General features: G+C 31.7%; 21 protein-coding genes. 4 read left to right on the forward strand and 17 right to left on the reverse strand.

Features of this window, described 5'->3' with window-relative positions:
* Window positions 1–169: 169 nt before the first annotated feature.
* From NLJ00_RS13895 to rsfS, 8 genes are all read right to left on the reverse strand, one after another.
* Complete coding sequence (locus NLJ00_RS13895) at window positions 170–4,375, reverse strand: hybrid sensor histidine kinase/response regulator transcription factor (protein ID WP_256634177.1); 4,206 nt, start codon at window positions 4,373–4,375, stop codon at window positions 170–172.
* Between the two features lie 234 nt (window positions 4,376–4,609).
* Window positions 4,610–5,392 (reverse strand): superoxide dismutase, encoded by a 783-nt coding sequence (locus NLJ00_RS13900; protein ID WP_053473545.1) that lies wholly within the window; start codon window positions 5,390–5,392, stop codon window positions 4,610–4,612.
* A gap of 9 nt (window positions 5,393–5,401) precedes the next feature.
* Window positions 5,402–5,671 carry an acyl-CoA-binding protein gene (locus NLJ00_RS13905; protein WP_053473544.1) on the reverse strand — a complete coding sequence of 90 codons (270 nt, stop codon included), beginning with the start codon at window positions 5,669–5,671 and terminating at the stop codon, window positions 5,402–5,404.
* Window positions 5,672–6,325, reverse strand: a complete 654-nt coding sequence (locus NLJ00_RS13910; protein WP_053473543.1) for a phosphatidylserine decarboxylase family protein — start codon at window positions 6,323–6,325, stop codon at window positions 5,672–5,674.
* Entirely contained in the window at window positions 6,315–7,205 is an 891-nt protein-coding gene (locus NLJ00_RS13915) for a phosphatidate cytidylyltransferase (RefSeq protein ID WP_256634178.1), read from the reverse strand. Before NLJ00_RS13915 ends, NLJ00_RS13910 begins: the two co-directional genes overlap by 11 nt.
* A 1-nt stretch (window position 7,206) precedes the next feature.
* Window positions 7,207–7,812, reverse strand: coding sequence for a lactate utilization protein B/C (locus NLJ00_RS13920; RefSeq protein ID WP_053473541.1), 606 nt, complete (start codon window positions 7,810–7,812; stop codon window positions 7,207–7,209).
* Window positions 7,813–7,928: 116 nt separating this feature from the next.
* Window positions 7,929–9,854 (reverse strand): ATP-dependent zinc metalloprotease FtsH, encoded by a 1,926-nt coding sequence (ftsH, locus tag NLJ00_RS13925; protein ID WP_053473540.1) that lies wholly within the window; start codon window positions 9,852–9,854, stop codon window positions 7,929–7,931.
* A 17-nt stretch (window positions 9,855–9,871) separates the two neighbouring features.
* Window positions 9,872–10,243 carry a ribosome silencing factor gene (gene rsfS, locus NLJ00_RS13930; RefSeq protein ID WP_012024667.1) on the reverse strand — a complete coding sequence of 124 codons (372 nt, stop codon included), beginning with the start codon at window positions 10,241–10,243 and terminating at the stop codon, window positions 9,872–9,874.
* Between the two features lie 92 nt (window positions 10,244–10,335).
* Between rsfS and NLJ00_RS13935 the strand changes: the two genes are divergently transcribed.
* Window positions 10,336–11,064, forward strand: coding sequence for a biotin--[acetyl-CoA-carboxylase] ligase (locus NLJ00_RS13935; protein ID WP_256634179.1), 729 nt, complete (start codon window positions 10,336–10,338; stop codon window positions 11,062–11,064).
* A 180-nt stretch (window positions 11,065–11,244) separates the two neighbouring features.
* Here the strand turns inward: NLJ00_RS13935 and NLJ00_RS13940 are convergent, their stop codons facing one another.
* Window positions 11,245–11,637: an SRPBCC family protein gene (locus NLJ00_RS13940; protein ID WP_256634180.1), complete on the reverse strand. Its 393-nt coding sequence runs from the start codon at window positions 11,635–11,637 to the stop codon at window positions 11,245–11,247.
* 174 nt (window positions 11,638–11,811) lie between these two features.
* Window positions 11,812–12,456 (reverse strand): orotate phosphoribosyltransferase, encoded by a 645-nt coding sequence (pyrE, locus tag NLJ00_RS13945; protein WP_053473537.1) that lies wholly within the window; start codon window positions 12,454–12,456, stop codon window positions 11,812–11,814.
* A gap of 7 nt (window positions 12,457–12,463) precedes the next feature.
* Between pyrE and NLJ00_RS13950 the strand changes: the two genes are divergently transcribed.
* Complete coding sequence (locus tag NLJ00_RS13950) at window positions 12,464–13,072, forward strand: NUDIX hydrolase (RefSeq protein WP_256634181.1); 609 nt, start codon at window positions 12,464–12,466, stop codon at window positions 13,070–13,072.
* An 86-nt stretch (window positions 13,073–13,158) separates the two neighbouring features.
* Here the strand turns inward: NLJ00_RS13950 and NLJ00_RS13955 are convergent, their stop codons facing one another.
* The 3 genes from NLJ00_RS13955 to NLJ00_RS13965 all read right to left on the reverse strand — a co-directional run bounded on the left by NLJ00_RS13955 (window position 13,159) and on the right by NLJ00_RS13965 (window position 18,250).
* Window positions 13,159–14,535 carry an energy transducer TonB gene (locus NLJ00_RS13955; protein ID WP_053473535.1) on the reverse strand — a complete coding sequence of 459 codons (1,377 nt, stop codon included), beginning with the start codon at window positions 14,533–14,535 and terminating at the stop codon, window positions 13,159–13,161.
* Window positions 14,536–16,389: 1,854 nt separating this feature from the next.
* Window positions 16,390–16,977 (reverse strand): hypothetical protein, encoded by a 588-nt coding sequence (locus tag NLJ00_RS13960; RefSeq protein ID WP_180857567.1) that lies wholly within the window; start codon window positions 16,975–16,977, stop codon window positions 16,390–16,392.
* Between the two features lie 7 nt (window positions 16,978–16,984).
* On the reverse strand, window positions 16,985–18,250 hold the full coding sequence (locus NLJ00_RS13965) for a hypothetical protein (RefSeq protein WP_256634182.1): 1,266 nt from the start codon (window positions 18,248–18,250) through the stop codon (window positions 16,985–16,987).
* Between the two features lie 328 nt (window positions 18,251–18,578).
* Between NLJ00_RS13965 and NLJ00_RS13970 the strand changes: the two genes are divergently transcribed.
* Window positions 18,579–18,998, forward strand: coding sequence for a helix-turn-helix domain-containing protein (locus NLJ00_RS13970; RefSeq protein ID WP_256634183.1), 420 nt, complete (start codon window positions 18,579–18,581; stop codon window positions 18,996–18,998).
* Window positions 18,999–19,012: 14 nt separating this feature from the next.
* Here the strand turns inward: NLJ00_RS13970 and NLJ00_RS13975 are convergent, their stop codons facing one another.
* The 4 genes from NLJ00_RS13975 to NLJ00_RS13990 form a co-directional block, all read right to left on the reverse strand.
* A complete protein-coding gene (locus NLJ00_RS13975; RefSeq protein ID WP_256634184.1) occupies window positions 19,013–19,561 on the reverse strand; it encodes a hypothetical protein in 549 nt (182 codons plus the stop codon).
* Entirely contained in the window at window positions 19,558–20,517 is a 960-nt protein-coding gene (locus tag NLJ00_RS13980; RefSeq protein WP_256634185.1) for an adenylate/guanylate cyclase domain-containing protein, read from the reverse strand. The genes NLJ00_RS13975 and NLJ00_RS13980 overlap by 4 nt, the downstream gene beginning before the upstream one ends.
* A complete protein-coding gene (locus NLJ00_RS13985; RefSeq protein ID WP_256634186.1) occupies window positions 20,518–21,267 on the reverse strand; it encodes a nucleotidyl cyclase domain-containing protein in 750 nt (249 codons plus the stop codon).
* A 104-nt stretch (window positions 21,268–21,371) separates the two neighbouring features.
* The gene (locus NLJ00_RS13990) at window positions 21,372–23,099 is read right to left on the reverse strand and encodes a M14 family metallopeptidase (RefSeq protein WP_256634187.1); all 1,728 of its coding nucleotides are present in this window, start codon (window positions 23,097–23,099) and stop codon (window positions 21,372–21,374) included.
* A gap of 301 nt (window positions 23,100–23,400) precedes the next feature.
* Between NLJ00_RS13990 and NLJ00_RS13995 the strand changes: the two genes are divergently transcribed.
* Complete coding sequence (locus tag NLJ00_RS13995; protein WP_256634188.1) at window positions 23,401–24,762, forward strand: DEAD/DEAH box helicase; 1,362 nt, start codon at window positions 23,401–23,403, stop codon at window positions 24,760–24,762.
* Window positions 24,763–24,841: the final 79 nt, after the last annotated feature.

Below are 24,841 nucleotides of genomic sequence, written 5' to 3' on the forward strand. Positions count from 1 at the left end.
TTTTTTTCATGGTTAAAAAGGTTAGAGATGTTTGTAAAGTTTTACGATAACGATTGAAATAATTATCGTTTATAAAATTAGCAGGTGTGTACAAGAAACGGTGTACACTATTTCTTCAAAAGTGTACACTGGTGTTTATTGTATTGATATTTAGTATTTTGTGCTTTTTTTAGCTCTTGTTTTTGTATTTGAGCTGGTAATTTTTGGGCGTAGTATTATATAGTTTTTTAAACTCGCGGTAAAAATAAGAGCGATTATTAAAGCCGGAACTATAGCAAACTTCAGATACGGTTAAAATATTCTTTCGCAATAATTCTGCAGCATATTTTAATCGGATGGTTCGAATCAAATCGCCTGGTGTAAAACCAAATATTTGTTTAATTTTTCTATACAATTGCGAATTGCTGATGCCTAGTTCTTTTTCGATAAATAAACTTTGAAGATTTTCATTGTCTATATTACGGCGAATTAGTTCTATTACTTTTTTTATGAAGTCTTTTTCGTCATTATTAATAGGCAGAGAAGCCAGATTTTCGATAGGGGTATCTTGTGTAAAATGTCTTGAGATCAGCTCTTTTTCTTCCAGCAGTTTTTGAACTCTTATGAGTAAATGATCCGGATAAAATGGTTTTGCGATATAGGAATTGGCGCCGCTTTCAATTCCTTCAATTCGATGCAGCACAGAATCTTTTGCGGTTAGCATGATAAACGGAATATGACAGGTTTTAAGGTCATTCTTAATTATTTTACAAAAGTCAATTCCGTCCATAAATGGCATCATTACATCGCTGATAATAAGATCAGGGATTTCATTTTCAATAATTTTTAAAGCTTCTAAGCCATTATACGCTGTAATAAGCTTATACTTTTGATCTAATAAATCATTCAGAAGCAAATGAATTTCTTTTTCATCTTCAACAATCAATATTGATTTTCGATCATCTGTAATATGACTTAATGATGAAATTTTATCCGGAGTTTCTTCCTCTTTGGCGGGAGTTTCTTCCAGAATATTTTTTAAATGATTCGAAATTAAAATGGCGCTTGCAGTACTGTCCAGTTCTTTTTCATCAAAAGAAGCTTTATTGCAAGGCAGTAAAACAGTAAATGTTGTTTCGACATTCTCCTGACTTGAAACCGAAATTTCGCCTCTTAATGCCGTAATTAATTTTTTTACATATGCCAGACCAATACCTGTTCTAAACATGGTATTATCTGCATCTGTATTTAATTTAGCTAAGAAAAATTGATCAAACAGCGAATCTGATTCTTCTTTCGAAATTCCTTTTCCTGTATTAGTTATGGTGATATTTAATTTTTCTGCGCCAATATCCTGAATGCTGAATTTCAAGGTTATTTTTCCGTTTTCAGGCGTATATTTAAAAGCATTCGACATTAGATTAAATACTATTTTTTCGATTTTATCTTTGTCAAACCAACCCAATAAAACAGGCGGAATATCAAGCGAATAACTAATGTTTTTTTCGATTGCCCATTCATCAAATAATTCGGCTATTTGTTCGATTAAATTTACCAAATCAAAATTTTTTACATTTACTTCGATATGGTCAAATTCAGCTTTTCTAAATTCAAGTAATTGCTGTGTCAAAAACAATAAACGTGAAGAATTGCGCTGAATCATGTGTATGAATTTTGTATTTCTCTCGCTGAGGTTTGTTACTTCAGAAAGTTTTTGAATTGGCCCAACAATTAAAGTAAGCGGCGTTTGAAATTCATGCGCTATTTCTGTAAAAAAAGTAAGTCTGTTTTCATGAATTTCCATTTCCTTTTTTCTAAATAAAATATTTTGGTTTAATGATTGACGTTTTTTGTAATAGCTCTGAATAAAAAATGCAAAAGCCAATAGGAGCAGGGCATAAATTAAAAAGGCAATGTTGGACTGCCAGTATACCGGTTTAACACGTATATCAACAGCCTGAACCGGTTTAGTCCAGACACCATCACTGTTTGACCATTTTATCCATAAAGAATAATTTCCTTTAGGAACGTTTGTAAAAGAAATAATTCTTCGATTATCAATAACATTCCAGTCTTTGTCAAAATTCTTTAATTGGTAAGCATATTGACATTTTTCAGTATTGATAAAAGTCAGGGCAGTCAGTTCAATATCAAAAAAGTTTTGATTATGATTTAAAACAATAGAAGGATGAGAAGTAGAATTTGGAGCGATAACCAATCCTTGATAATAGGGCAGCGGCTGATTCTGTCCACTTATTTTATCAATAAAAAGATCTGGAATTATGTTTGACTCTTTTATATTTTGAGGTAAAAAATAATTAAATCCTTTTATACCGCCCATAAATATAAAATCTGATTTTAGATTTTGATAAAAAGCGCCGTCAGCAAATTCATTGTTTTGAAGCCCTTCGTTTTTAGTATAATTCGTAAAGTTTAATTCTTTGACATTAAAATTAGAAAGACCGAAATTGGTGCTTAACCAGAGATTGTTTTTTTTATCACAAACAATTCCGTGAATCGTATTATTAGGCAAACCGTCTTTTACCGTAAAACTTTTAAATACAGGCTTGCCATTTTTTGTTTCCAATAAGTTTAAACCGAGACTGGTTCCTATCCAAAGCCTGTTTTTAGCATCGGTAACCAAACATAAAATATCATTGTTGGATAAACTTTCAGGATCATTTTTATGGTTTCTGTAAGCATAAAAACGTTCTGATTTGATATCGAATAAATTTAATCCACCTAAACGAGTACCAATCCAGAGTTGATTTTTGTTTTTTGGAATTATCGAAAAGACAATATTACTGCTCAATGCATTACTTTGATTATTATTGGCCGCATAGTTTTTAAAATCAGAAACTTTTAGATTATTTCCTAAATGCTCAATTTTAAATCGAAACATACCATATCCGTTTGTTCCAACCCATATAAAACCATTTTCATCCTGATAAATAGAATAAACAGATTTAAAGTACGAACAGGCGTCGCTGCCTATAATTTCTTTCCACGTAACTAATTTTGATTTTTTTGAATCATAAACGGTAATACCATCGCCATCTGTACCAATAAAAATTAAATCATCTTGTCCTTTGTGTAAACAAAATACCGAATTGTTTATGGCGCTGTTGCTCTCGTTGTAATTTTTATAATCTAATGGTTTTTCAGGATTTGAATAAAAATTTGGAGAGAATTTAAACAAACCTTTTCCTTTTGTACCAACCAGAAAAGAATGATCTTCTAATTCTAAAAATGCCCTCACAATAGCACCATCAAGTTCTGGAACCTCTGTTTTAGAAACGAGATTAAAAGGTTTTTTAAGCGGACTTATTTTAAAAATTCCGTCGCCATCTGTTCCTGCCCAAAATATATTTTCGTTTCCCTGAATGAGAACGGTAGTTTTGTTTTTTAAATGTTTTAGCCAATCTTTTTTTACCTCAACACCATTTTGGTCTAAAACAGCATATCCTGATTTGTCCAGAACGATAAGGCCTTCAGCAATTTTTCCTATAATTTTTTCAATATGATTTTTATGGAAGGGAGTAATTTCATTGTTTAAAGAATATAAATTGCTGTTTCCGTTTAGTGATACTGTAACAATTTTTTGTTTCGAAATTTCATCAAATGACTGAATGTCTTTCGAAATTAGTTTTATTCCTGAAATCCCTTTTTTGCCATTTTTATCAGTTTCAATAGATAATTTGTAGAGATCATTATTTTCAAACAAAACCAGCAATTCACCTTTTTGTGTGAACTGCATTTTTTTTACTGCCTTTTTAGGGAGATTTTTTGAATTTAATAATTGAAAACTATCGTTTTCAAAATAGCCAATTCCCCAATTTTTCGCAGCACAAAATACTCTCTTAGAAGAATCGAGCGCCATGTTAAATTCAGATTCAGATAACGGCGAGATATCTTTTCGCGAAAAGTAATAACGTTGAAAAGTACCCGTTTTTTTATCAAATCGATTGATGCCGTGTATAGTAACAACCCAGATATTTCCAATGTTGTCTTCGTCTATTTTTAAAATAACCTGATTACTCAGACTGTTCTCATTATTTGCTTCCGGTCTATAAATTTTAAAGTTACTGCCGTCATAACGGTTTAAACCGTCCCAGGTTCCTATCCAGAGTAAATTGTCAGAATCCTGAAAAATAGTATTAATAGAACTATTTGAGAGTCCTTTGTTATTATCCAACTGCTCAGATGAATACTCTACGTCAATTGTTTTAGAGTTTTGATTGTGGATATGTAATGGAGTGGTTTTTAAAAACGGACTCTTTTGAGTATTATTTATAGAAATGGTTTTCTCTTTATTGTCACATGAAAAGAAAATCATTAAGACAAAATATAAGAGAATAGCTTTAATCTTCACTGTACTTTTTTTTAATAGTTTCATTCAGAATAGCTATTTTTTCCTAGCATATTGGTTTGCTCGAAATAGCTATATAGATCTTTGTGAAATGATTCTTGATTTAAAAAAGTATTTCACGATGCTTAAAGATATAGGAATATACAATGATACGCTATGATTTTAGTCATATTTTTTTATCTTTCATTAATAAGAAGACTGAGTTTTAAAATAAGGGAATAAAAAAAAGCTGATACTTTTTTTAGTACCAGCTTTACTTTTTTATACTTTCTTGACCTTTTTGAGGGCTTCTACATAATACTCGTTTACTTTTTCCCAGTTTATGTGTTCGTAAAAAGCATCAATATAACTTCCTTTTCGGTTTTGATAATCCAGATAATATGCATGTTCCCATAAATCAATGCCTAAAATTGGCGTTCCGGGAATCAATGCATTTTTCATTAACGGGTTATCCTGATCTTCAGTAGTTGTAATTTGTAACTTTCCGTATCTGTCTACAACCAGCCAAACCCAGCCAGAACCAAATTGCTTTTCAGCCTGACCTTTAAACTGATTGGTAAGATTATTAAAAGATCCAAATTCTTTATCAATTGAACTCGCAAGTGTATCTTTTGGAGTCTGCTGCTTTGGAGTCAAAACATTAAAATAAAGCGTATGATTGTAATATCCGCCCGCGTTTTGACGAAGCTTAGCGTTATTAAGATCCATCTTTTTTAAAATATCCTCAATTGGCATATTTTCAAATTCAGTAGATACAATTTCTTTATTAAAATTATTTGTATACGATAAATAGTGCTTAGAATAATGCGTTTCTAAAGTTAAGGAACGTAACGCAGGACTCAATCCGTCGTAAGCAAAAGACAGTTTTGTAAGTTCAAACGAACCGGGATCTGCTTTTACATCATTTGGAGAGCCAATTGTTATTTTTTCTTCTTTAGTAGGCAGCGGAACTTCTACAACTTCAGTTAGCTTATTGTTATCATTACAAGAAAATAATAGAAAAAATGAAGCTAAAATGCTGAAACGAACAATGTTATTCTTCATAATATTAATTTATTTTGATGTTAGTGAATTAATGATTTCGATGTAACACTCCTTAGCTTCATCAATCGATAAATGACTAATTTGCATCCAGGCATTCGTTTTAAAAGCATTTCGTAAATCAAAATTCTCAGACTGATTGTAAACCGCAGTTCCAAAAGTAGCCTGTTTGTAAAACGCATAAAGTCTTAGCTGCACATCTTGCGGCAGTGAGGCCTGAGTCATTTTCAATGCAGTTTCAACAGCCTCGTTAAAGCGTGTATCTAAATCTTTTTCTGCCATTTACGCTTTTGTAGCAATAATAGTTTTTCCTCCAATTGCTTTTTGGTCTAAAACCACATTAATTGGTGTACCTAAAGGTAAAAATAAATCTACTCTAGATCCAAATTTAATAAATCCGGCATCAGTTCCCTGAATAACCTGCATTCCTTCCTGAGCGTAGTTTACAATTCTACGTGCCAAAGCACCGGCAATTTGTCTGTAAAGGATGGCACCAAAAGTGTCATTTTCGATTACTACAGTTGTTCTTTCGTTTTCCTCACTGGCTTTTGGGTGCCATGCAACCAAAAATTTTCCAGGGTGGTATTTGCTAAATTTTATAATTCCGTCCATCGCATAACGAGTAACGTGAACATTGATAGGTGACATAAAAATAGAAACCTGTAAGCGTTTATCTTTAAAGTATTCACCTTCGTAAACTTCTTCAATAACCACAACTTTTCCATCAACAGGAGCAAGGATATGATCGCTGTTTCTTACAGCAATTCTTTTAGGATTTCTAAAAAATTGTAAAATAATAATCAAAATCAATAATGCTGCTATCTGAACTAGCATTCTCAGCCAATTGATATCAATAAATCTATCAGCAATTACAAGTACGGCAACAGTGAAAACTGTTCCTAATAAAATAGATGGGGCTCCTTCTTTATGAAACATAATATAAAATTTGATAAAATAAAAATATAATTGGTGCTACAAATATAACACTATCTAGTCGATCTAAGATGCCTCCGTGTCCGGGCATAATCGAACCGCTGTCTTTAATGCCGGCAATTCGTTTAAATTTTGATTCGATCAAATCACCGATCGTTCCAAAAACACTCACAATTAAAGCAATAATTGTCCATATAAGGATAGATTTACCGCTAAAAGCCGGATTAGGCTGTATATATAATTTTGAAATCAAGAACCCTGCAAAAGCCGCAAAAATCATTCCGCCCAGAAATCCTTCAATTGTTTTTTTAGGCGAAACACGCTCAAATAACTTATGTTTTCCTATTGATTTTCCAACCAGATAAGCAAAAGTGTCATTTGTCCAGATTAATACAAACAGACCTATGATGATTTTTGGATTGTAATCATTTGTTCCAAAGGAAATTTTTACGATAAAAAGAAATGGTAATGCAATGTATCCTAAAAGATATAGATATTTTGAGGAGGTGCTTATTTTTTGAACAGAGTCGTAAAATAAAAAGATAATACACTTAATAGATACAACCAGTGTAATGGCTAAAAGCACAATATCTAATTGCTGAATATTGGTTTCTAAATCAAGGTTTGATTTAAAAATATTATTTAAATAAGCAGAAGTTTGTTTATTGTAATGACTAATTAGTATTACTATGGTATAAAGTAAAGTCCCAAATAAAATCGAAAAGACTTTGTTAAGATTTACAATATTTGAAAATTCATAAATGGTAATAATTAGGAAAATTCCAAAGAGAATGATAAAGCTTTCGGTAGAAAACAAGATTGAAGTTAACAACAGAGCAATATAAACAGCACCAGAAATGGTTCTTTTAAGCGTTTCGTTCATCTTAAAGATCTTCTAAGAGCAATAAATAAAGATTTTTGGCAACACTTCCGTATTGGGTAAAATCTTCTTCTTTTGCTTTTTCGAAATATTTTATAGTGGTGATATTTGTCGGGATATCTCGATCATATTTACGTTTAATGGCACTTAAACCATCACTTTTCATTGGGAGAATCTGACTAGTTGTTGCAAGAATTACAATATTTGCTGGTAATTCGTTTGGTTTATTTTGTCTAATCTGTTTTGAAGAGAAAAGAATAGAACCTTCATCTGCAATCAGGTTTTCGCAGCTTGCTAATAAAAATTTTGGTTTAGATGGAGCAATATAAAATAATTTGTTTTCGTCCAATAAATGAAAAAGAGCCGGTTCGTAACATAATACTTCACTTTCAAACCAGTCATTTTCTTCTAAAATATTTTCGAATTGTTCTGCAGCTTCCTGATTGTTTTCACAATACAAAAATTTACCGCCATTTTTCTTAAAGTTAAAGATGAATTGTTCGTCTAAAGACAAATGACTATTTGGAGCAGGAGTTCCTGCGTACTCACTTTCGTGTTCTTCGTCAGAAGCAGATTCGCTGGAACCAAATATTTTTTTGAAAAAATTCATTTTTTATATGAAATACTTTACATGTTAATTGAAAACGTTCAAAGATAAAAAAATCTTAATTCAAAAGGGTATTTTGAATTAAGATTTTAAAAAATATTGTGTATTTAATGAATAATTTACGAAACGACTTCTTCTAAATTTTTGTCAAAAGTACGTTTTCCGAAAATTGCTTCTAAGTCATCTTTAAAAATAACTTCTTTTTCAATTAATATATCAGCAAGCTGATTTAGCTTGTCTTTGTTTTCTTGTAAAATTTGAATAGCTCTTTGGTATTGACCTTCAATTAATTCTGAAATTTCTTTGTCAATAACTTTTGCTGTTTCATCAGAATATGGTTTTGAAAAGTTGTACTCACTTTGTCCTGACGAATCGTAATAAGTAACATTTCCAATTTTATCGTTCAAACCATAAATCGTTACCATTGCACGAGCCTGGCGTGTTACTTTTTCTAAATCGCTTAATGCACCAGTCGAAATTCTGTCAAAAGTTACCTTTTCAGCAGCTCTTCCTCCCATAGTAGCACACATTTCGTCAAGCATTTGATCAGTTCTTACGATTTGTCTTTCTTCTGGTAAATACCATGCAGCACCTAAACTTTGTCCGCGGGGAACAATAGTTACTTTAATAAGCGGAGCAGCATGTTCCAGCATCCAGCTTACCGTTGCGTGACCAGCTTCGTGAATTGCGATTGCTCTTTTCTCTTCTGGAGTAATAATTTTATTTTTCTTTTCAAGACCTCCAATAATTCTATCAACAGCATCAAGGAAATCTTGTCTGTCAACAGCTGGTTTGTTGTTACGAGCAGCAATTAAGGCAGCTTCGTTACAAACGTTTGCAATATCAGCACCAGAGAATCCCGGAGTTTGTTTTGCTAAGAAATCAAGATCTAAACCTTCAACTTTTTTGATAGGAGCTAAGTGAACTTTGAAAATTTCAGCTCTTTCGCGAATGTCCGGTAAGTCAACAAAAATTTGTCTGTCAAAACGTCCTGCACGCATTAAAGCTTTATCAAGAACATCGGCTCTGTTTGTAGCAGCCAAAACAATTACGTTAGAGTTTGTACCAAAACCATCCATTTCTGTCAATAACTGGTTCAAAGTATTTTCTCTTTCGTCGTTTCCGCCAGACATATTGCTTTTTCCACGGGCTCTACCTACAGCATCAATTTCATCGATGAAGATAATTGCCGGAGATTTTTCTTTTGCCTGTTTAAACAAATCACGTACACGAGATGCACCAACTCCCACAAACATTTCAACAAAATCAGAACCTGATAATGAGAAAAACGGAACCTGTGCTTCACCCGCAACAGCTTTTGCTAATAATGTTTTACCAGTTCCAGGAGGCCCTACAAGTAAAGCTCCTTTAGGAATTTTACCTCCAAGATTGGTATATTTTTCAGGGTTTTTCAGGAACTCTACAATTTCTTGTATTTCTTCTTTAGCACCTTCTAAACCAGCAACATCTTTAAATGTAGTTTTGATATCTGTTTTTTCATCAAAAAGTTTAGCTTTTGATTTTCCAATATTGAAAATCTGTCCGCCTCCGCCAGCGCCTCCGCCAGACATTTTACGCATAATGAAAATCCATACACCAATAATGATGATGATAGGAAGTAAGCTGATTAAAATATCGCTCCAGTTATTTTTTTGAAGGAAATTAAAATCTTTTAGTTTGCCTTCGCCAACTGCTTTTTCAAGTTTAGTTTGAAAGATTTGGTCGTTACCAATCTCTAAAGTATAGTGCGGCCCTTTGTTAGGGTTTTTAAAAATATCTTTAGAAACCTTTTCGTTTGCCGGGTCTTTAAGAGCAGCGGCAGTTAGGTATACTTCAGCTTCGGCTTTATTGTAAACGATCACTTTTTCAATTTGACCTTTTTCTAATAAAGTATTAAATTTAGAAGAAGTCAATTGTGCAGGTTCGCTTAAATTAGATCCACCGGTTGCAAAACTTATAAATAAAAAAACTAGAAGTATTGCGGTATATATTAACCAGGGACTTATTTTAAATTTACTCGGATTTGGATTATTATCTTTAGCCATTTAGAAAAATTTTTCTTTTAGTATTTGTTTTCGATTGTAGTTATTTTGGCGTCACCCCAAAGGCTTTCGATATTATAGTATTCACGAATGTGTTTTTGGAAAACATGTACCACGATATGCACATAATCCATAAGAACCCATTCTGCATTATCGGTTCCTTCTACGTGCCAGGGTTTGTCTTTTAAGTCTTTTGAAACTGTTTTTTGAATTGAGTTTACAATGGCGTTAACTTGGGTATTTGAGCTACCGTTGCAAATGACAAAATAGTCACAAACTGCTGTGTCTATATCTCTTAAGTCAAGAATGTCGATATCATTTCCTTTTACTTCCTCAATCCCTTTGATTATGTTCGCCAATAGAACATCATTATTAATAGTCTTTTTCGCCATGAATTATTTTATATGAATTTGTAAAGTTACCAAATTTTGTGATTATTTTTGAACCTTAACAAAATATTAAATTAAGATATTTAAATTATTTAATGAAACTAATCAAACTCGATGCCATAGATTCCACAAATGATTTCTTAAAATCATTGTCAAGTCAGGATGAACTGGAGAATTTTACGGTGGTAACGGCTGAAAATCAGACAAAAGGCAAGGGGCAAATGGGGGCGAAGTGGAGCTCTGAGACGGGTAAAAACTTAATTATGAGCGTCTTGGTAAAAGATTTTCTGTTTGATAATGAGCAGGTTTTTAATTTGAGCATTGTGGTTTCTTTAGCTGTTTTAGACGCCTTGAAATCGTTAAATATTCCTGATTTATGCATAAAATGGCCAAACGACATAATGTCATACAATAAAAAAATTGGTGGCATTTTGATAGAAAATACTCTAAAAAGCGATGGCAGGATCGTGTCAGTTGTCGGGATTGGAATAAATGTCAATCAAACCAATTATAAAGATCTGCCTCGTGGTTCTTCTCTGGCAGTTATATCCGGAAAAACATTTGACAAAGAGAATCTGGCAATTTTAATTACTGAAAAAATACAAGAGAAAATCGAATTATGGGTAACCTCATCATCTCTTTTTTGGATAGATTATTTTAATTCGCTGTTCAAAAAAGGAGTCCCAATGCCTTTTAAAAATCTTCAGGATAAAAATTTTATGGGAATTATCCAAGGCGTTTCCCCTATTGGAAAATTGCAGGTTTTACTGGAAGATGATTCTGTTTCTGAATTTGAGATAAAGGAGATTCAGATGCTTTACTAAGTTGCTAAGATACTAAGGTTCTAAGATTCTAAGTTTTTTGCCACGAAGGCACAAAGACGCGAAGTTTTTTTTGAAATATACTTTCAAATTCTTTACGCCTTTGTGCCTTCGTGGCAACAAAAAAAAGCCCAATCTATCAGATCAGGCTTCCATTTATAATTAACAATTTATAATTCACAATTATAATTTTGTCATATTGTTTGCTAAAGTTTCAATAAACTTACTGATTGGTCCTTTAACCATCATCGCCATCATAGCGTTGAATTCGCCTTCAAAAAATAACTGAACAGCACTTTCTGAATCAGAAATAGAGTCAATATTTGAAGTTAAAGTAAACGGAAGTTTATCACTTGCAGCACCCAAAACAATTTTGTTTGGCGCTGATTTGTCTTTCATTTTTAATTTGATTTCAGGCATACCTTTCAATCCAAAAATAAAGGCATCTTCGCCAATTACTTCAAATTTAGCGATGTTATCCGGCATTAGTTTTTCAAAATTCTTAACATCAGTCAGTTGATCGAATAAATCCTGAGCTGATTTCTGAACGGTAACTTTTGGACTTTCTAAGTTCATATAATATTTTGTTTTTTTATTTGTATGTAGCAATCAAAATAAATTCCAATTTTTTAAATTCCAAATCCCAAAAAGAGCGAAGCGATTTTTAGAAAATCTAAAATCTAAAATCTAAAATCTAAAATCTAAAATCTAAAATCTAAAATCTAAAATCTAAAATCTAAAATCTAAAATCTATTCCTGTCCCCAAGTCGATGGACTTACGCTCCATTCTTGTAGTGTAGACTGTTGGTCTTCTGTGATATATTGTTTTTGAACTGCTAAATCTAAAAGATTTTCGTAGTTGCTTAACGTAAACAAGTCAACATTGGCATTTTTGAAATTTTCTTCGGCAACATTAAATCCGTAGGTAAAAATCGCCGCCATTCCTTTAATATTAGCACCTTCATTGCGTAAAGCTTCAACGGCAAGCAAACTGCTGTTTCCTGTACTGATTAAATCTTCAACAACTACAACATTTTGTCCTTTTTGAAAAAAACCTTCAACCTGATTTTGTCTTCCGTGTTTTTTTGGTTCCGGACGTACATATACAAACGGAAGTCCAAGACTTTCGGCAACTAAAATTCCAATTCCAATGGCTCCAGTAGCAACACCGGCAATCACATCAGGCTTTCCAAATTGTTTTTCGATGTTCTTTGCAAACTCATCACGAACATAGTTTCTAATGCTCGGAAATGAAAGAATTAACCTGTTATCACAATAAATAGGAGATTTCCAACCAGAAGCCCATGTAAAAGGATTTTCGGGATTCAATTTAATTGCATTTATTTGCAAAAGCAATTCGGCTGTTTTTTCGGCAGTATCTTTATTAAAAATCATAGTACAAATGTATAAAGTTTTTGTGAACGACAAACCACTTTTTTTGACAAATGAAATCTCCCGCGAGACAGATTTTCAATTGTTCTTGTTGGAAAGTATTGATATAGAACAGCTTATCATAAAAATTTTTCAAAATAAAATTCAAAAAGCCATTTTATATCATCCTGACGAAAGTGAGATAATGAAAACCCTTAAAGCCAAAATTCCGGTAAATAAAGCCGGCGGAGGTTTTGTTTATAATAAAAAAGGCGAGGTTTTATTTATCTTCAGAAACGGAAAATGGGATTTACCTAAAGGCGGAATCGAGAAAGGCGAGGACATTGAAGCCACCGCCATGCGTGAAGTCGAGGAAGAAACGGGCGTAAATAAACTCCGTATTGTTCAAAAACTCCAAAAAACGTATCATATCTTTAAACGCAACGGAAAATACAAACTCAAAATCACACATTGGTTCGAAATGCATTCTGATTTTGAAGGAATTCCACACGGACAAATCGAAGAAGGAATCGAAAAAGTTGCCTGGCTAAACCCGGAACAAATCAAAGAAGCGCTTAAAAACTCGTATGAAAATATTAAGCTTTTGTTTGCAGAAGAAATAAAAGTCAAAGCAGATTAATATAAAATTAAAAGCCCCAAATACTAATTGGGGCTTTTTATTATAATTTATTTAGATCATCAATGTTAATCCTTTTATTAAGACAATTAATTTAGTCGGTCCAGTTTTTTTATTTCCTGTTTTAATTTTTCAGGAGTTACTTCTTCAAAAGCCAAATTATTCAATTTTTGTTGCGAAGTTTCAGTTTCCTGAGTCGCTAAATAAGGCTTGTCGTCAACATATTTAATGGCGAAAATAGTAATCTTTTCTCCAGATGGTATATTGTTGAATGAGACATTATCAGCATTTGAATATCCTGTCATTACAGATTTTATACTATGAAATATAATGCTTACAGAGGTATTGCTGTCATTTTTAAAATTAATCACATAATCAATTTTAGACGATTCGTCATAATCCAAAAATCTGTCACAATTTATAAAACCTAGTTTCGCACTTTTAAATAAGTAAGAACCAAATTCCTCTGCTTTTGTTTTTTTTACATCATAATTACTAAATCCGCTGCTGTTAGTAGTAGAACTTAAATAGCCATTATTACCATCTTCATCTGAGTGGATATTAACGGGAAGTGAATATTGAACATTTACAGGAATGCCATTTACTTTGCCCGGAATAAACTTTGAAAGCTTTTTAAAAGCCTTAACCACAGCTTCATCAACCTGTTTGCTTAAGCCTTTTATTATTTTAATATTCGTTACATTTCCGTCTTTATCTACAACAAAAGTAGTTATAACTCTCCCTGAGATAATTTCGTCCGGCAAAACTATACTGTTGCCAAGAGTTTTATATAACACTTGATTACCACCCGGATAAATAGGCATTTCATCAACTTTATTATAAACCTTATTCAAATTAATTGAAACCTCAGCAAGCTGCCAATTAACCTGATCATTTGTTCTCTTTCCGTTAAAAAGCTGCATTCCCTCTTTTTCTTTCTTTTTAGGCATTTCAATTTCAATACTTTTTCCCTTTTTTAAATCACATTTTTCCACACCAGAAACAGCATTTATATCCAGCATTCCTCCAGTTTCCAGTAACTTTCCGTTTGAAGTTGTCGAAAGTCTGCCTAAAAGAATATCCGAAATACTATAATATTCTTTAACCGATATTTTAATTTGTCCCGAAACTTCTTTTTGTGTTTTTGAAATAATAAAACTATTCGCAGTAATCGTTATTTTGGTTTTTTCGGCGCAGACAATCGTAGTATCTTTATTGTTGTTTATTAAAAAGTATTGCGGTTTTTTGTCGTTTTTAAGATAAAAATCCAACAATAATTTTTTGTTTTCTGCCAAATTATTGGTTGAAGACTCCACCGCTGCCGAATCACTTTTTATGCTGTCTGATTCAGTTGTATTTGTGTTCGATTTTTGAGGTTCTGCAATAGAATTACTTTCTTTAGTTTCATTTTTACAAGAAAAAATAATGAAAACCAACACGAATAACGAAATTAATTTGTGTTTCATCAGCAGGAATTTTGATTGGGATTTGGTTAGATTTATTTCAAATATAAAATATTATAACCAACCATTTTTACGGAAAGTCACATTGTGGGGATTTTTTTTAGAATTTCAAATTGATATTCGTTTTCCGTTGAAACTTAATAATTAGGGCGTGCCACCATCCCGATAAAAGGGCTAATTCACTTTACGCATATTCGCCCTTTTATCGGGATGCTGTCGGGCTTTCGCTGCTACTTCGGTAGCTTAGCTCTATCCCTCACGCAGCTGCACTTTGAGGTTAGATTCGTTTCAGGTTTGAAGTTCGTGTTGTTATTTTGAATCTTACGTTTTACTTGCAGATTTTTTTTTAGTTTGATTTTACAATTTAAATATCCTAAGCTAAAATTAACCTTAACGATTACGCGGATTTGTAATCCGTGCCCGTAAAGAGAAGCATTATCAAGACAAAAAGACGTAAAGATATACTTTGCGGGCACGGATTGTAAATCCGCGCTATAGGTTTTCAAGTTTTTTTCGCCGGCGAGCGCGCCAGTGAGAATTCATTCCGTTAGAAATGTTTGGTTGGTAGCCAAAAAAAGATTTGTGTTTATACGTTCCGTAGGAACGTTTGAATAATGTAATCGATATATTTCCGCAAAACAAGTGTCCCTAGAGGACACAATGCAAAACGATTAACGATAGCGCGGATTTGTAATCCGTGCCCGTAAAGAGAAGCATTATCAAGACAAAAAGACGTAAAGATATACTTTGCGGGCACGGATTACAAATCCGCGCTATCGGTTTTAAAACTGATATTCTTTTTCCAATTAAAAAGCCTAATAAAACTTATGTTTATTAGGCTTTTTTAGATTGCGTTCACGAGCGAGATGCTTACGCTAGTAGAGCACAAAGCTTATTTGACTTTTTTGTAAATTTTATACAATAAGTATACTATTGCTGCCAAAAAACATATATAAAATATTTGCCAAATTAGCAATGATATTGAGAAGTCATTAATTGTTACATCTTTCATAATTATATAGTTTAAAGTCTTTTACCTGTAATTATTTCGCCAGTCTTATTATTAATTAAATGATCCATTAATTATTCTATCATTTTTTAATTTAATTTAGGCACTATAACATCAAGATGCTGTTTTTCTTGCCAACGCTATGGCATAAACCGAAGATATTATAAATAGAACTAACGGGATTACAAAAGCAGTGTTTATCCTGTGGTAATTGTACAGTATTCCTGTGATGTAAAACATTATAAAAAATAAGATTACAAAACAGCTCAGCAAAATTTTATAATTTCTGCTTCTTAAAAATAAAACAAGCAGACCAGATGTAGGAATGACTATTAATCCTTGCCAAAGTATTGACGACGTGTTATTAAAGAGGTCGTACAAAAACTGGCAGAAATATATAATTAAAAGAATAAAATTTGGTACTCCATTCTCTTGAACGCCATAAGTTATTAAAAAAGATAGCACGGCGATGAATTTTATAACTTTCAAATTTATAGACATGAATTTTTTGTTTAGGTGTGTTATTGATATCTCGCTGGCGCAAGTCCCCATTTAGAAGTATGAATACTCCCAGTCTACCTCATAGCCCTAGGACATTCTAGGGCTATTATTAGTATGATTTAAACTTCTGAAACTAGTATTAAAATGTTATTTTCTTAAGTAATGATATAAAAGATGTAAAACATAAAATACAAAAGCAAACAAAAAGACAAATGTTGCTACTGGGATATAAGTTAGCACGTAATAAGTATCGTGGATATTAACATCTAAACAATATTTAGATGGATAAATACAACCATAAATCAGCAATGCGCCTCCTAAAATCAGAAGGAAATAAATAATGTATTTCATAATCTAGTGTAATATTCATCTAAAAAAAACGCATTAAAAAATGTAAAATCTCCAAATGGGATAAATCCTCTGCTAATCTGCGGAAGTTTGTAGTTCAATAATTCTGTAGGGAACTTTGAAATTTGGTATTTTTTTTCAACTAATTCATTAATTTTATGAATTTCATCAGCATACAAAACTTCAAGATTTTCATTTTTATATGGTTTTTCAATCCATTTTCCAAGACTTAAATCAACTTTTGCATCTAGAACATAACATGTAAAATATGGGCACAAAACACTTATGTTTAAACAAATAGAATGAAGATTTTTATCATTCATTTTGGTAAGTTGTAAATTGAAGGCTCTATCACAAGAACTAAACAAAGTTGCATCATGAAAATTCATGTTTAAGTTTATTGCTTTGAAATCTTCTATTAATTCAGTAAAACAGCCTTCATTTCGATGCTTGTTCTCAAAAAAGATTAATGTTTTACATAAATTTTTATGCTCATAACTTTCGTTATATTTTTCCAATTCACTTAGTTCCGAAATATTAGACGGATAATTTGAATTTGAAATATTTTTTAAAATTTCGATTATCATAATATATTTAATTACAATTGCTTGAGAAAAACCAATTATTTCGATATTCAGTTGGTGGGACTGTGCTGACAGGATTTAGTACTAATCTACTTCCGGGAACCATAAATTCAAATTCATCTTTCAATGTTTTTCTAAAAAATTGATCTACCATTAATTCAGTTGCAGGAATAGCTTTATAATAATTTTTTGTTTTTTCCATTGCTGTGTTTACCGCCTTTGCGGCAATACTAGCTGCTATTCCAGAAGTAATGTCTGTATTTCCTATTGATGTATTTGTAGGCATTTGAAAAGATACTGCTTGTGGTAATACGATTGTTTCCGTACTAGTGCGTAACGGGGTTAAAGATTGAATTATTACAATATTAAATCGAATGTTTTTCACAGCAGCTTCTTGCCAAGGTACACCATTTAATTTTATAAAATTAAAGCTAGAACAATCAGGATAAACATCTTTAATGTCAGATCCACTACTTCCACCAGTACCTCCTCCACTTTTAGGAGTACTTGAATTCCCACTTGAACCTCCATCTCCACCAAATGCACCAGCAATGCTAAAGTCCCTAGGAGCTGGAGCAGGAGATTTCTGCGTAACAATAACGTTATTTAATGGAATTGCCGCAGTTCCTCCTCTCTGTAAGGTGTCGTCACGTTCTCCACCATAATTAGCGCTCTCATCAAACATTTCTATCATCTTAGATGTCGAGCTATGTTTGTGATCTTTGTCAAATAACATTATCACATCTTGTACATCTTCAATAACAAGACCTTCTTTTAATTTAGCTCCTTTTAAAAAGCCTTTTTTAAAATCCCAATGAATGATATAACCGCTAAAAAAAGTTAAATCCTCAAACCCTTGCTTTTTTTGCGCATCATCAATTTTATCTTGCGACTCTGGAAATATCTCCTGTATTAGAGCTTGATACTTTGAATCCGATTCATACAAATATAACATTTTCTGTCCTTTGTAATCTGGATCTTCGGGGTTGTCCTTAATAGGTACAGTGATTCCTGTAGAATTATCACTCAGTTGGATTACTTTTGCATTTTCCCAATAGTAATCAAGATTTCTAAATGCTTTATTAAATTCTCCTTCTTCTGATTTATTGGTTGTGGAGTTTGATTTGTAGTTTTCAAACCAATTTTTAGCCTGACCAATTTTAGCATTTTGACTTATTAATTGACCTGTGTCATTTTCTTCATTGTCACAGCCAGCAACTAAAACAATAGTGCCAAAAAACAAAAAAGACATTAGTACTTTTTTTAATCTTTTCATAATAAAATAGTTATAAGGTTAGTATTCTTAAAACTAACCCTTCGAAAAACTATTCAACTACCATATAAGTCATTTAAATGTCAGAATAAGACATTTTTTTATTATTGAAATACCTGTTTCAACTTTGACGTAACCTCACGCGACAATTGCATTTAAAAGATTTTTTTAGATATTTAGTAATTTTTAGTTTTTAACTATTTCATGTCTCAAAAATCGTACTTTTGTTTTGATAACGAAATGATACAAATCATTTAAAATTTGTATCATACATAGCAAAATATGTTTTTTACATATTGATTGTTGTGAACCTTAATATTATCTTTGACTTATGAGCACATTTACAAAACCAAACCATATAGGGCGAAAAATAAGCCGAATTCGTGAACTTAGAGATATGAAGCAGGAAGCTTTGGCGCAGGCTTTAGGAATGAGCCAGCAAGCAATTTCAGTTATTGAAAATAGTGAAGAGGTTGATGATGAAAAACTTAATGCTGTTGCAAAAGCTTTAGGAGTTAATGTTGAAGCTCTTAAAAACTTTTCAGACGAAGCTGCAATTAATTACTTCAATAATTTCTATGATAATAGTGCAAAAGGACAAATATTAAATAACTCTTGCAGTAATCTTACTTTTAATCCTTTAGAAAAGTTGATTGATGCTTATGAAGAAAATAAACAACTTTATGAACGTTTAGTTCAAGCTGAAAAAGATAAAGTTGAGTATTTAGAAAAGATATTGAAGGATAAATAATTATTCTTTTTCGATTATTTGATAAATATGTAAAGTAAGAAAATGCTAAATGTAATAATTACAAACTTTAAACTTAAATTGTAATTTTTGAATTTTAAACTCGCGATATAGCTATTTATAAATATTTGTGAATTTATATCAGTAAGAAAAGCTTCTTCTGTCTCATTTTTAACCTCATAATTAAAATCTTTGAATTTTTTTTTACAAATGGCTCCATAAAAAAGATTTGAAGTTGTCGTTATTAAATCATCTTGAACAAAAATAGAATTATTAATTCTAGCTTTCAAAGTAAAATAAGTGAAATAAAAAGTAACAATTGTTGAAATCATAAAAAATACAAACAATAATAATTCAATAAAATTTCTAAAAGATTGGGCAGTTATTTTTTCCGATGATGTGAATTTTAAACATGCAATCATTTCTTCTCCAATATTTGAAGTGAAAATAATAGTTATAATTACACCGAAAAAGGTTAAAATGTATGAACTTTTAGAATCGCAATTATTGATCCAGGCATTTATATTTTCAAGTTTATTTAAGCTGTTTTCTATTTTGTTATTCATATTGTCCACTGTATTGATGATTCATATATTTCTTCATTAACATCTTTTATACCATGATTTCGATTAATTTTCCACCAGTTTTCTTTTATGCTTTTATGATTAGAATTTTCTTTTTTATAACCAAGAAAAACGCTTTTAGTAATTAAGATTTTTTTAAAACTTTTAAGTGATGGAATTTTTGTAAAACTAATAAATTCTCCTTTTGTGTACTTAATTTTTCCACTTTCAAAACTAATATTTTGACAAAATTGATCTTGACTTAGATTATCTGTTATCTCGTTAGAAAAAACACCACTTTTAAACGGACTAAATGTAGGTGAAGAACTTAAAAAACTAAGATCTATAGTTGATTTATAAGTTACATTAAATTTTCTAGTAAATAACATTTTATTTGCATTGTCTGTTAAACGCGATGCTATATTTGCAGGATACCCAACCCAAACTAAGTTTCTGTTTTCTACAACTTCTGTACCTCTTCTGTGAAGACCAATTTTTAATACTTTTAGATTGCCGTAATCTATTCCTATTCCGCATTTAAAATCTACTTCAGTAAATTTTGAATTAATAATATTGGAAATATTGTTGATAGTATATGCACATTCAATTGAATTTGTAAAACAATTGTTTGGATCAAATACTATCATTACTCGATCACCAATTATGTTTCTTATATGGCCATTATGATATTTAGCTGCTTTTAGAATTGATTTGGTGAAAATACTGTATATTCTACCCATTGTTTGAGTAGTATGTTTTTTATTTAAGGCAACAGAATTTCTAATATCGACAAATAATACGCAAGTTTCTAACTCTTTTCCAATCTTATTTTCTCCTCGTTCAAAAGTTAAAGCTGTATCATATCTATTGGGAACTGTTTGAGTTTTTACATAATCAAATTTTTTGGTTTTGATATCTACAACGTCGCTTTCAATTTCGCTTAATAAATTTTTAATCATTTAGATGAAATATTTGTTTGTTTGAAAATATTTGTAACTCACACCTTTTAAATTACTGGGTGTTTCTTGAATTTTTTCTAGTATCCATAGTGAAGAGTATTGATTAATTGAATGATTCCAATTTTGTGCATATTGATAATCAATGAAGTAATTTATTTTTTCGTTCTCACTAATTGATTCTAATCTAAAAAGTTCCGTTAATGGTTTTCCGACAATTGTTAGTTCATTATAAAAGCCTGATTTATTCTTGAAATAGTTTATTTTTCCGAAATGAAATGCAATTTTACTTTTAAATTTATCTTTCTTTTTTGTCTCAATAATTATTTTTTTTGCACATTCATCTGCAGTAGATATACAATCTTTCAGATTTTTGTCTAAAAAAGGTTGACCAAAGATGCATATAATTCCATCGCCTATTATTTTATCTATTTCTCCTCCAAATTCATATATTAGTGGAATTACCAAATCATAGTATTCATCAAAATACTGACTTATTTCGTTACCGCTTAAATTTGAAAACCGTGTTGAAAAATTACAAACATCAATAAAAAGTAGAACAACTTCAGCTGACTTACCATTTTCAAAATATTGGGTGTAATTTGGACCTAGACTATTAATACTATCTTGAATTGCTAATTGTATGTTCCCATTAAATGATTCATTTAGTGAAAAACTTTTAGTAGATCTTGAAAAAGGAGTTGTTTTTTTATACTTTAAATTTAATCTTTTTATTAGTTCAAGGTTTGCCATAATTGAGTGTTTTTATTATTATCAAAAGTATATTTTTCAAATATAAAAATGTTACGGAAATCCGTAGAGTTTCAAAATCAAAGTTTTATTTATTGCTAAAAACTTTAAAGCACTCGATAAACAGGATATTGCAAATGAGCTTTTTCATAATAGACAGAATGCTTATAAATCCAATCTAACTGCGCGTCAGGATTTTTGGCAAATTCAGCATCAGTTTGCTTTTTGGTTTCTAATTCCGCTTTTAGAGCAGGATTTTCTTTTAAAAGATTTGCTGCAGTATCTTCAAAAATATATTCAGAATAATGTTCTTTTTGCTGTAAAATAGGATCGAAGAAATTCCAATTAAAGAACGAATCAACGCCTTCTGGTTCAAAAGCTTCTACAAGATATTTTACACCTTTTTGGTTGGTTGGAACGATGTAATCACCTTTGGCGAAAGCCATTTTAACGATTTTAGAAGTTACGGTTGTATTTCGATGTGCATAATGTCCTTCGTAAGCAGACGGAACGGTTTTAAAATCGGTAATTCTGTAACTTTCTACTTCTATAATTGTATCGTTTTTAATTTGTTTAAATGAAATATTATTGTTTTTCAAAAGATCAATAATATTCCAATAACCTCTCGGAATAACATAAGCCGTAGGAATCACAACTTCTTTAACCGATTTAAATTCTTTGATATACGGAACGTCTTTTTTGTACGGTTTGCTTCGGTCGTAATACAAACGATTTCCGGTTGTGGCGTCGCTTTTTTTGTAACCTGCTTCATATCCTAAAAATGAAAAAGTTGTCGCTTTTGTGCTGTCTAATTCCCATTTTAATGTATAAGATTTTTTAGGCTGATATTGTTCTAAGTTTTTTACTCTCAGTTCTTTGATTTTCTGATAATTTGCATCCGTAAAATCCAAAGTCGATTTCATGTATTCGTATGTCATTTTTACACGCTCGGCATATTTTTTCAGCATGTGCGTTTCGACCACAAAACCAATCGTATTAAATAGGGAAGTGTAACCCGTTGTATATCGCGGACTATCAACAAACTGCCCAAAGCCTTTGTCTGGAGTATCTTTAAAAGAATCTACATAAGGCGTAGTTTCGATTTTCTTTTTCTGCAAATCTTTTACCAAAGCCGGCATCATTTCGTTGTTCATAAAATCGCCCAAAACAGTTCCGAGTTTATTATGCTGAGTCATAATATAAGTCAGTTTATATTGATAATCAGATCCGTTGCTTACGTGATTATCGATAAAAACATCGGCATTTATTTTCTGGAAAATCTCAACAAAACTTTTTGTATTTCTAGTATCCGATTTCATTAAATCACGATTCAAATCGTAGTTTCTGGCATTTCCTCTAAAACCATAAATTTCAGGTCCGTCCTGATTTGCGCGCGTTGTCGAATTACGATTTAAAGCGCCGCCAATATTATAAACCGGAATGCAGACTAAAACAGTATTTTTCGGCGCTTTTAGTTTTCCAATTGCTAAATCTCTGTAAAATTGCATTGTGGCGTCGATTCCGTCCGGTTCTCCGGCGTGGATTCCGTTATTAACAAAAAGAACTGCTTTTGTTTTTTGGATTTTATCAAAATCAAATTCTTTGTCAGGATTAAAAGTTACCATATGCAAAGGTTCACCAGAATCTGTTAAACCCATTTCTTTAATTTGAATCGTTGGAAAATCATTTACTAAAAGCTTAAAATAAGCAATAGTTTCGGGATAAGATGCGGATTGATTTCCGTTTCCTTTTTCAAAAAAGGTATCGTATTTTTTATTATTTTGAGCGAAAATGGTAAGCGTAAAAAGTGAAATGATAATGGTGAAAAGTTTCATGATTTTGGTTTTATTATGAATCAAATATATAGCTTTTTGTTTCAAGTTTCAGGTTTCAGGTTTGACGTACTGTATGTTTTTAACGCAAAGCGCGCAAAGATTTTTTTATATTCAAGCTTTTAAAAAAGACAAAGTTCGCAAAGCTTTGTGGATAAAGCTTTGCGAACTTTGCATTATTATAAAGCCTCACATGAAAAAAAAACTTTGCGCGCTTTGCGTTAAAAAATTATAGCCAAAGTATAGAAGCCTGAAACTTGAAACAAGAAAAACTTGAAACAACTTTTTTCCCTACTTTTGCAAAATGAATAAAAAACACCATTCTAATAATATACTTTCGAATTTAGGCATTGAGAGCCTAAACGAAATGCAGGAAACAGCGCAGGACGTAATCCTGAACGATAATAATGTTTTATTGCTTTCTCCAACCGGATCTGGAAAAACACTTGCTTTTTTACTTCCTGTTTTAGAATTATTACAGCCTGAAATTTTATCGGTTCAATGTTTAATTTTGGTTCCGTCCCGCGAACTTGGACTGCAGATTGAGCAGGTTTGGAAAAAAATGGGAACGCAGTACAAAGTAAATATTTGCTACGGCGGACATTCAATCGATACTGAAATCAAAAATTTAAGCAATCCTCCGGCAGTTTTAATTGGAACGCCTGGAAGAATCGCCGATCATATTGACAGAGAAACTTTTAGAACAGATAAAATTCAAACGCTGATTTTAGACGAGTTTGATAAATCGCTTCAACTTGGGTTTCACGAGCAAATGTCTTTTATTATTGCAAGATTACCGAAAGTAAACAAAAGAGTTTTAGTGTCTGCAACGTCAGATATTGAGATTCCGAAATATACACGAGTTGTAAATCCAACGGTTTTGGATTTTATTGTAGAAGAGGAGGAAAAAGCAAATCTTTCGATGAAAATGATTGTTTCTCCTTCTAAAGATAAATTAGAAAGTTTGTTTAATTTAATCTGTTCTTTAAAATCACAGTCGGCAATTATATTTTGTAACCATCGTGATGCTGCAGAACGTATTAGCGATACTTTAAACGAAAAAGGAATTTACGCTACGTATTATCACGGCGGAATGGATCAGGACGAACGTGAACGCGCTTTGATTCAGTTTAGAAACGGAAGTATAAGTTACCTCATCACGACAGATCTTGCTGCGCGTGGATTAGATATTCCGGAAATGAAACATGTAATTCATTATCATTTGCCTTTAAAAGAAGATGAATTTACACACCGTAACGGACGTACAGCGCGTATGCAGGCAACAGGAACGGCGTATATTATTGTTCACGAAAGCGAAAAACAACTGGATTATATCGATTATGGTATGTCTGTTTTGGATGTGAAAAATGTGACTTCATTACCAAATCCACCAGAATTTCAAACTATATATATCAGCGGTGGAAAAAAGACAAAACTGAATAAGTTTGATATCGTAGGTTTCTTTTCTCAAAAAGGAAAACTTGAAAAAGATGATTTGGGACTTATCGAAGTAAAAGATTTTGTTTCGTTTGCGGCAGTAAAATTTGGAAAAGTAAAAGAGCTTCTAAAAAATATAAAAGATGAAAAAATGAAGGGCAAGAAGTTTAAAATTGAAGTTGCCCGAAATGTCATAAAGAAAGAAGAAGAGAAAAATAAGAAATTTTAGGCTTTTTGAGATAGTTTTAGAAAGTTAGAATTGTATTTATGCTTCTGTATATCAGGTTTTTATTGTTTATTGAACAACA

Origin of the sequence: Flavobacterium panici (assembly GCF_024499525.1) — a bacterium.
Taxonomy (GTDB): domain Bacteria; phylum Bacteroidota; class Bacteroidia; order Flavobacteriales; family Flavobacteriaceae; genus Flavobacterium; species Flavobacterium panici.

Bases quoted from the DNA above. Each gene is read 5' to 3' on its own strand.
- NLJ00_RS13895 (WP_256634177.1), bottom strand. From the start codon at position 4,375: ATGAAACTATTAAAAAAAAGTACAGTGAAGATTAAAGCTATTCTCTTA.
- NLJ00_RS13900 (WP_053473545.1), bottom strand. From the start codon at position 5,392: ATGAAGAATAACATTGTTCGTTTCAGCATTTTAGCTTCATTTTTTCTA.
- NLJ00_RS13905 (WP_053473544.1), bottom strand. From the start codon at position 5,671: ATGGCAGAAAAAGATTTAGATACACGCTTTAACGAGGCTGTTGAAACT.
- NLJ00_RS13910 (WP_053473543.1), bottom strand. From the start codon at position 6,325: ATGTTTCATAAAGAAGGAGCCCCATCTATTTTATTAGGAACAGTTTTC.
- NLJ00_RS13915 (WP_256634178.1), bottom strand. From the start codon at position 7,205: ATGAACGAAACGCTTAAAAGAACCATTTCTGGTGCTGTTTATATTGCT.
- NLJ00_RS13920 (WP_053473541.1), bottom strand. From the start codon at position 7,812: ATGAATTTTTTCAAAAAAATATTTGGTTCCAGCGAATCTGCTTCTGAC.
- ftsH (WP_053473540.1), bottom strand. From the start codon at position 9,854: ATGGCTAAAGATAATAATCCAAATCCGAGTAAATTTAAAATAAGTCCC.
- rsfS (WP_012024667.1), bottom strand. From the start codon at position 10,243: ATGGCGAAAAAGACTATTAATAATGATGTTCTATTGGCGAACATAATC.
- NLJ00_RS13935 (WP_256634179.1), top strand. From the start codon at position 10,336: ATGAAACTAATCAAACTCGATGCCATAGATTCCACAAATGATTTCTTA.
- NLJ00_RS13940 (WP_256634180.1), bottom strand. From the start codon at position 11,637: ATGAACTTAGAAAGTCCAAAAGTTACCGTTCAGAAATCAGCTCAGGAT.
- pyrE (WP_053473537.1), bottom strand. From the start codon at position 12,456: ATGATTTTTAATAAAGATACTGCCGAAAAAACAGCCGAATTGCTTTTG.
- NLJ00_RS13950 (WP_256634181.1), top strand. From the start codon at position 12,464: ATGTATAAAGTTTTTGTGAACGACAAACCACTTTTTTTGACAAATGAA.
- NLJ00_RS13955 (WP_053473535.1), bottom strand. From the start codon at position 14,535: ATGAAACACAAATTAATTTCGTTATTCGTGTTGGTTTTCATTATTTTT.
- NLJ00_RS13960 (WP_180857567.1), bottom strand. From the start codon at position 16,977: ATGATAATCGAAATTTTAAAAAATATTTCAAATTCAAATTATCCGTCT.
- NLJ00_RS13965 (WP_256634182.1), bottom strand. From the start codon at position 18,250: ATGAAAAGATTAAAAAAAGTACTAATGTCTTTTTTGTTTTTTGGCACT.
- NLJ00_RS13970 (WP_256634183.1), top strand. From the start codon at position 18,579: ATGAGCACATTTACAAAACCAAACCATATAGGGCGAAAAATAAGCCGA.
- NLJ00_RS13975 (WP_256634184.1), bottom strand. From the start codon at position 19,561: ATGAATAACAAAATAGAAAACAGCTTAAATAAACTTGAAAATATAAAT.
- NLJ00_RS13980 (WP_256634185.1), bottom strand. From the start codon at position 20,517: ATGATTAAAAATTTATTAAGCGAAATTGAAAGCGACGTTGTAGATATC.
- NLJ00_RS13985 (WP_256634186.1), bottom strand. From the start codon at position 21,267: ATGGCAAACCTTGAACTAATAAAAAGATTAAATTTAAAGTATAAAAAA.
- NLJ00_RS13990 (WP_256634187.1), bottom strand. From the start codon at position 23,099: ATGAAACTTTTCACCATTATCATTTCACTTTTTACGCTTACCATTTTC.
- NLJ00_RS13995 (WP_256634188.1), top strand. From the start codon at position 23,401: ATGAATAAAAAACACCATTCTAATAATATACTTTCGAATTTAGGCATT.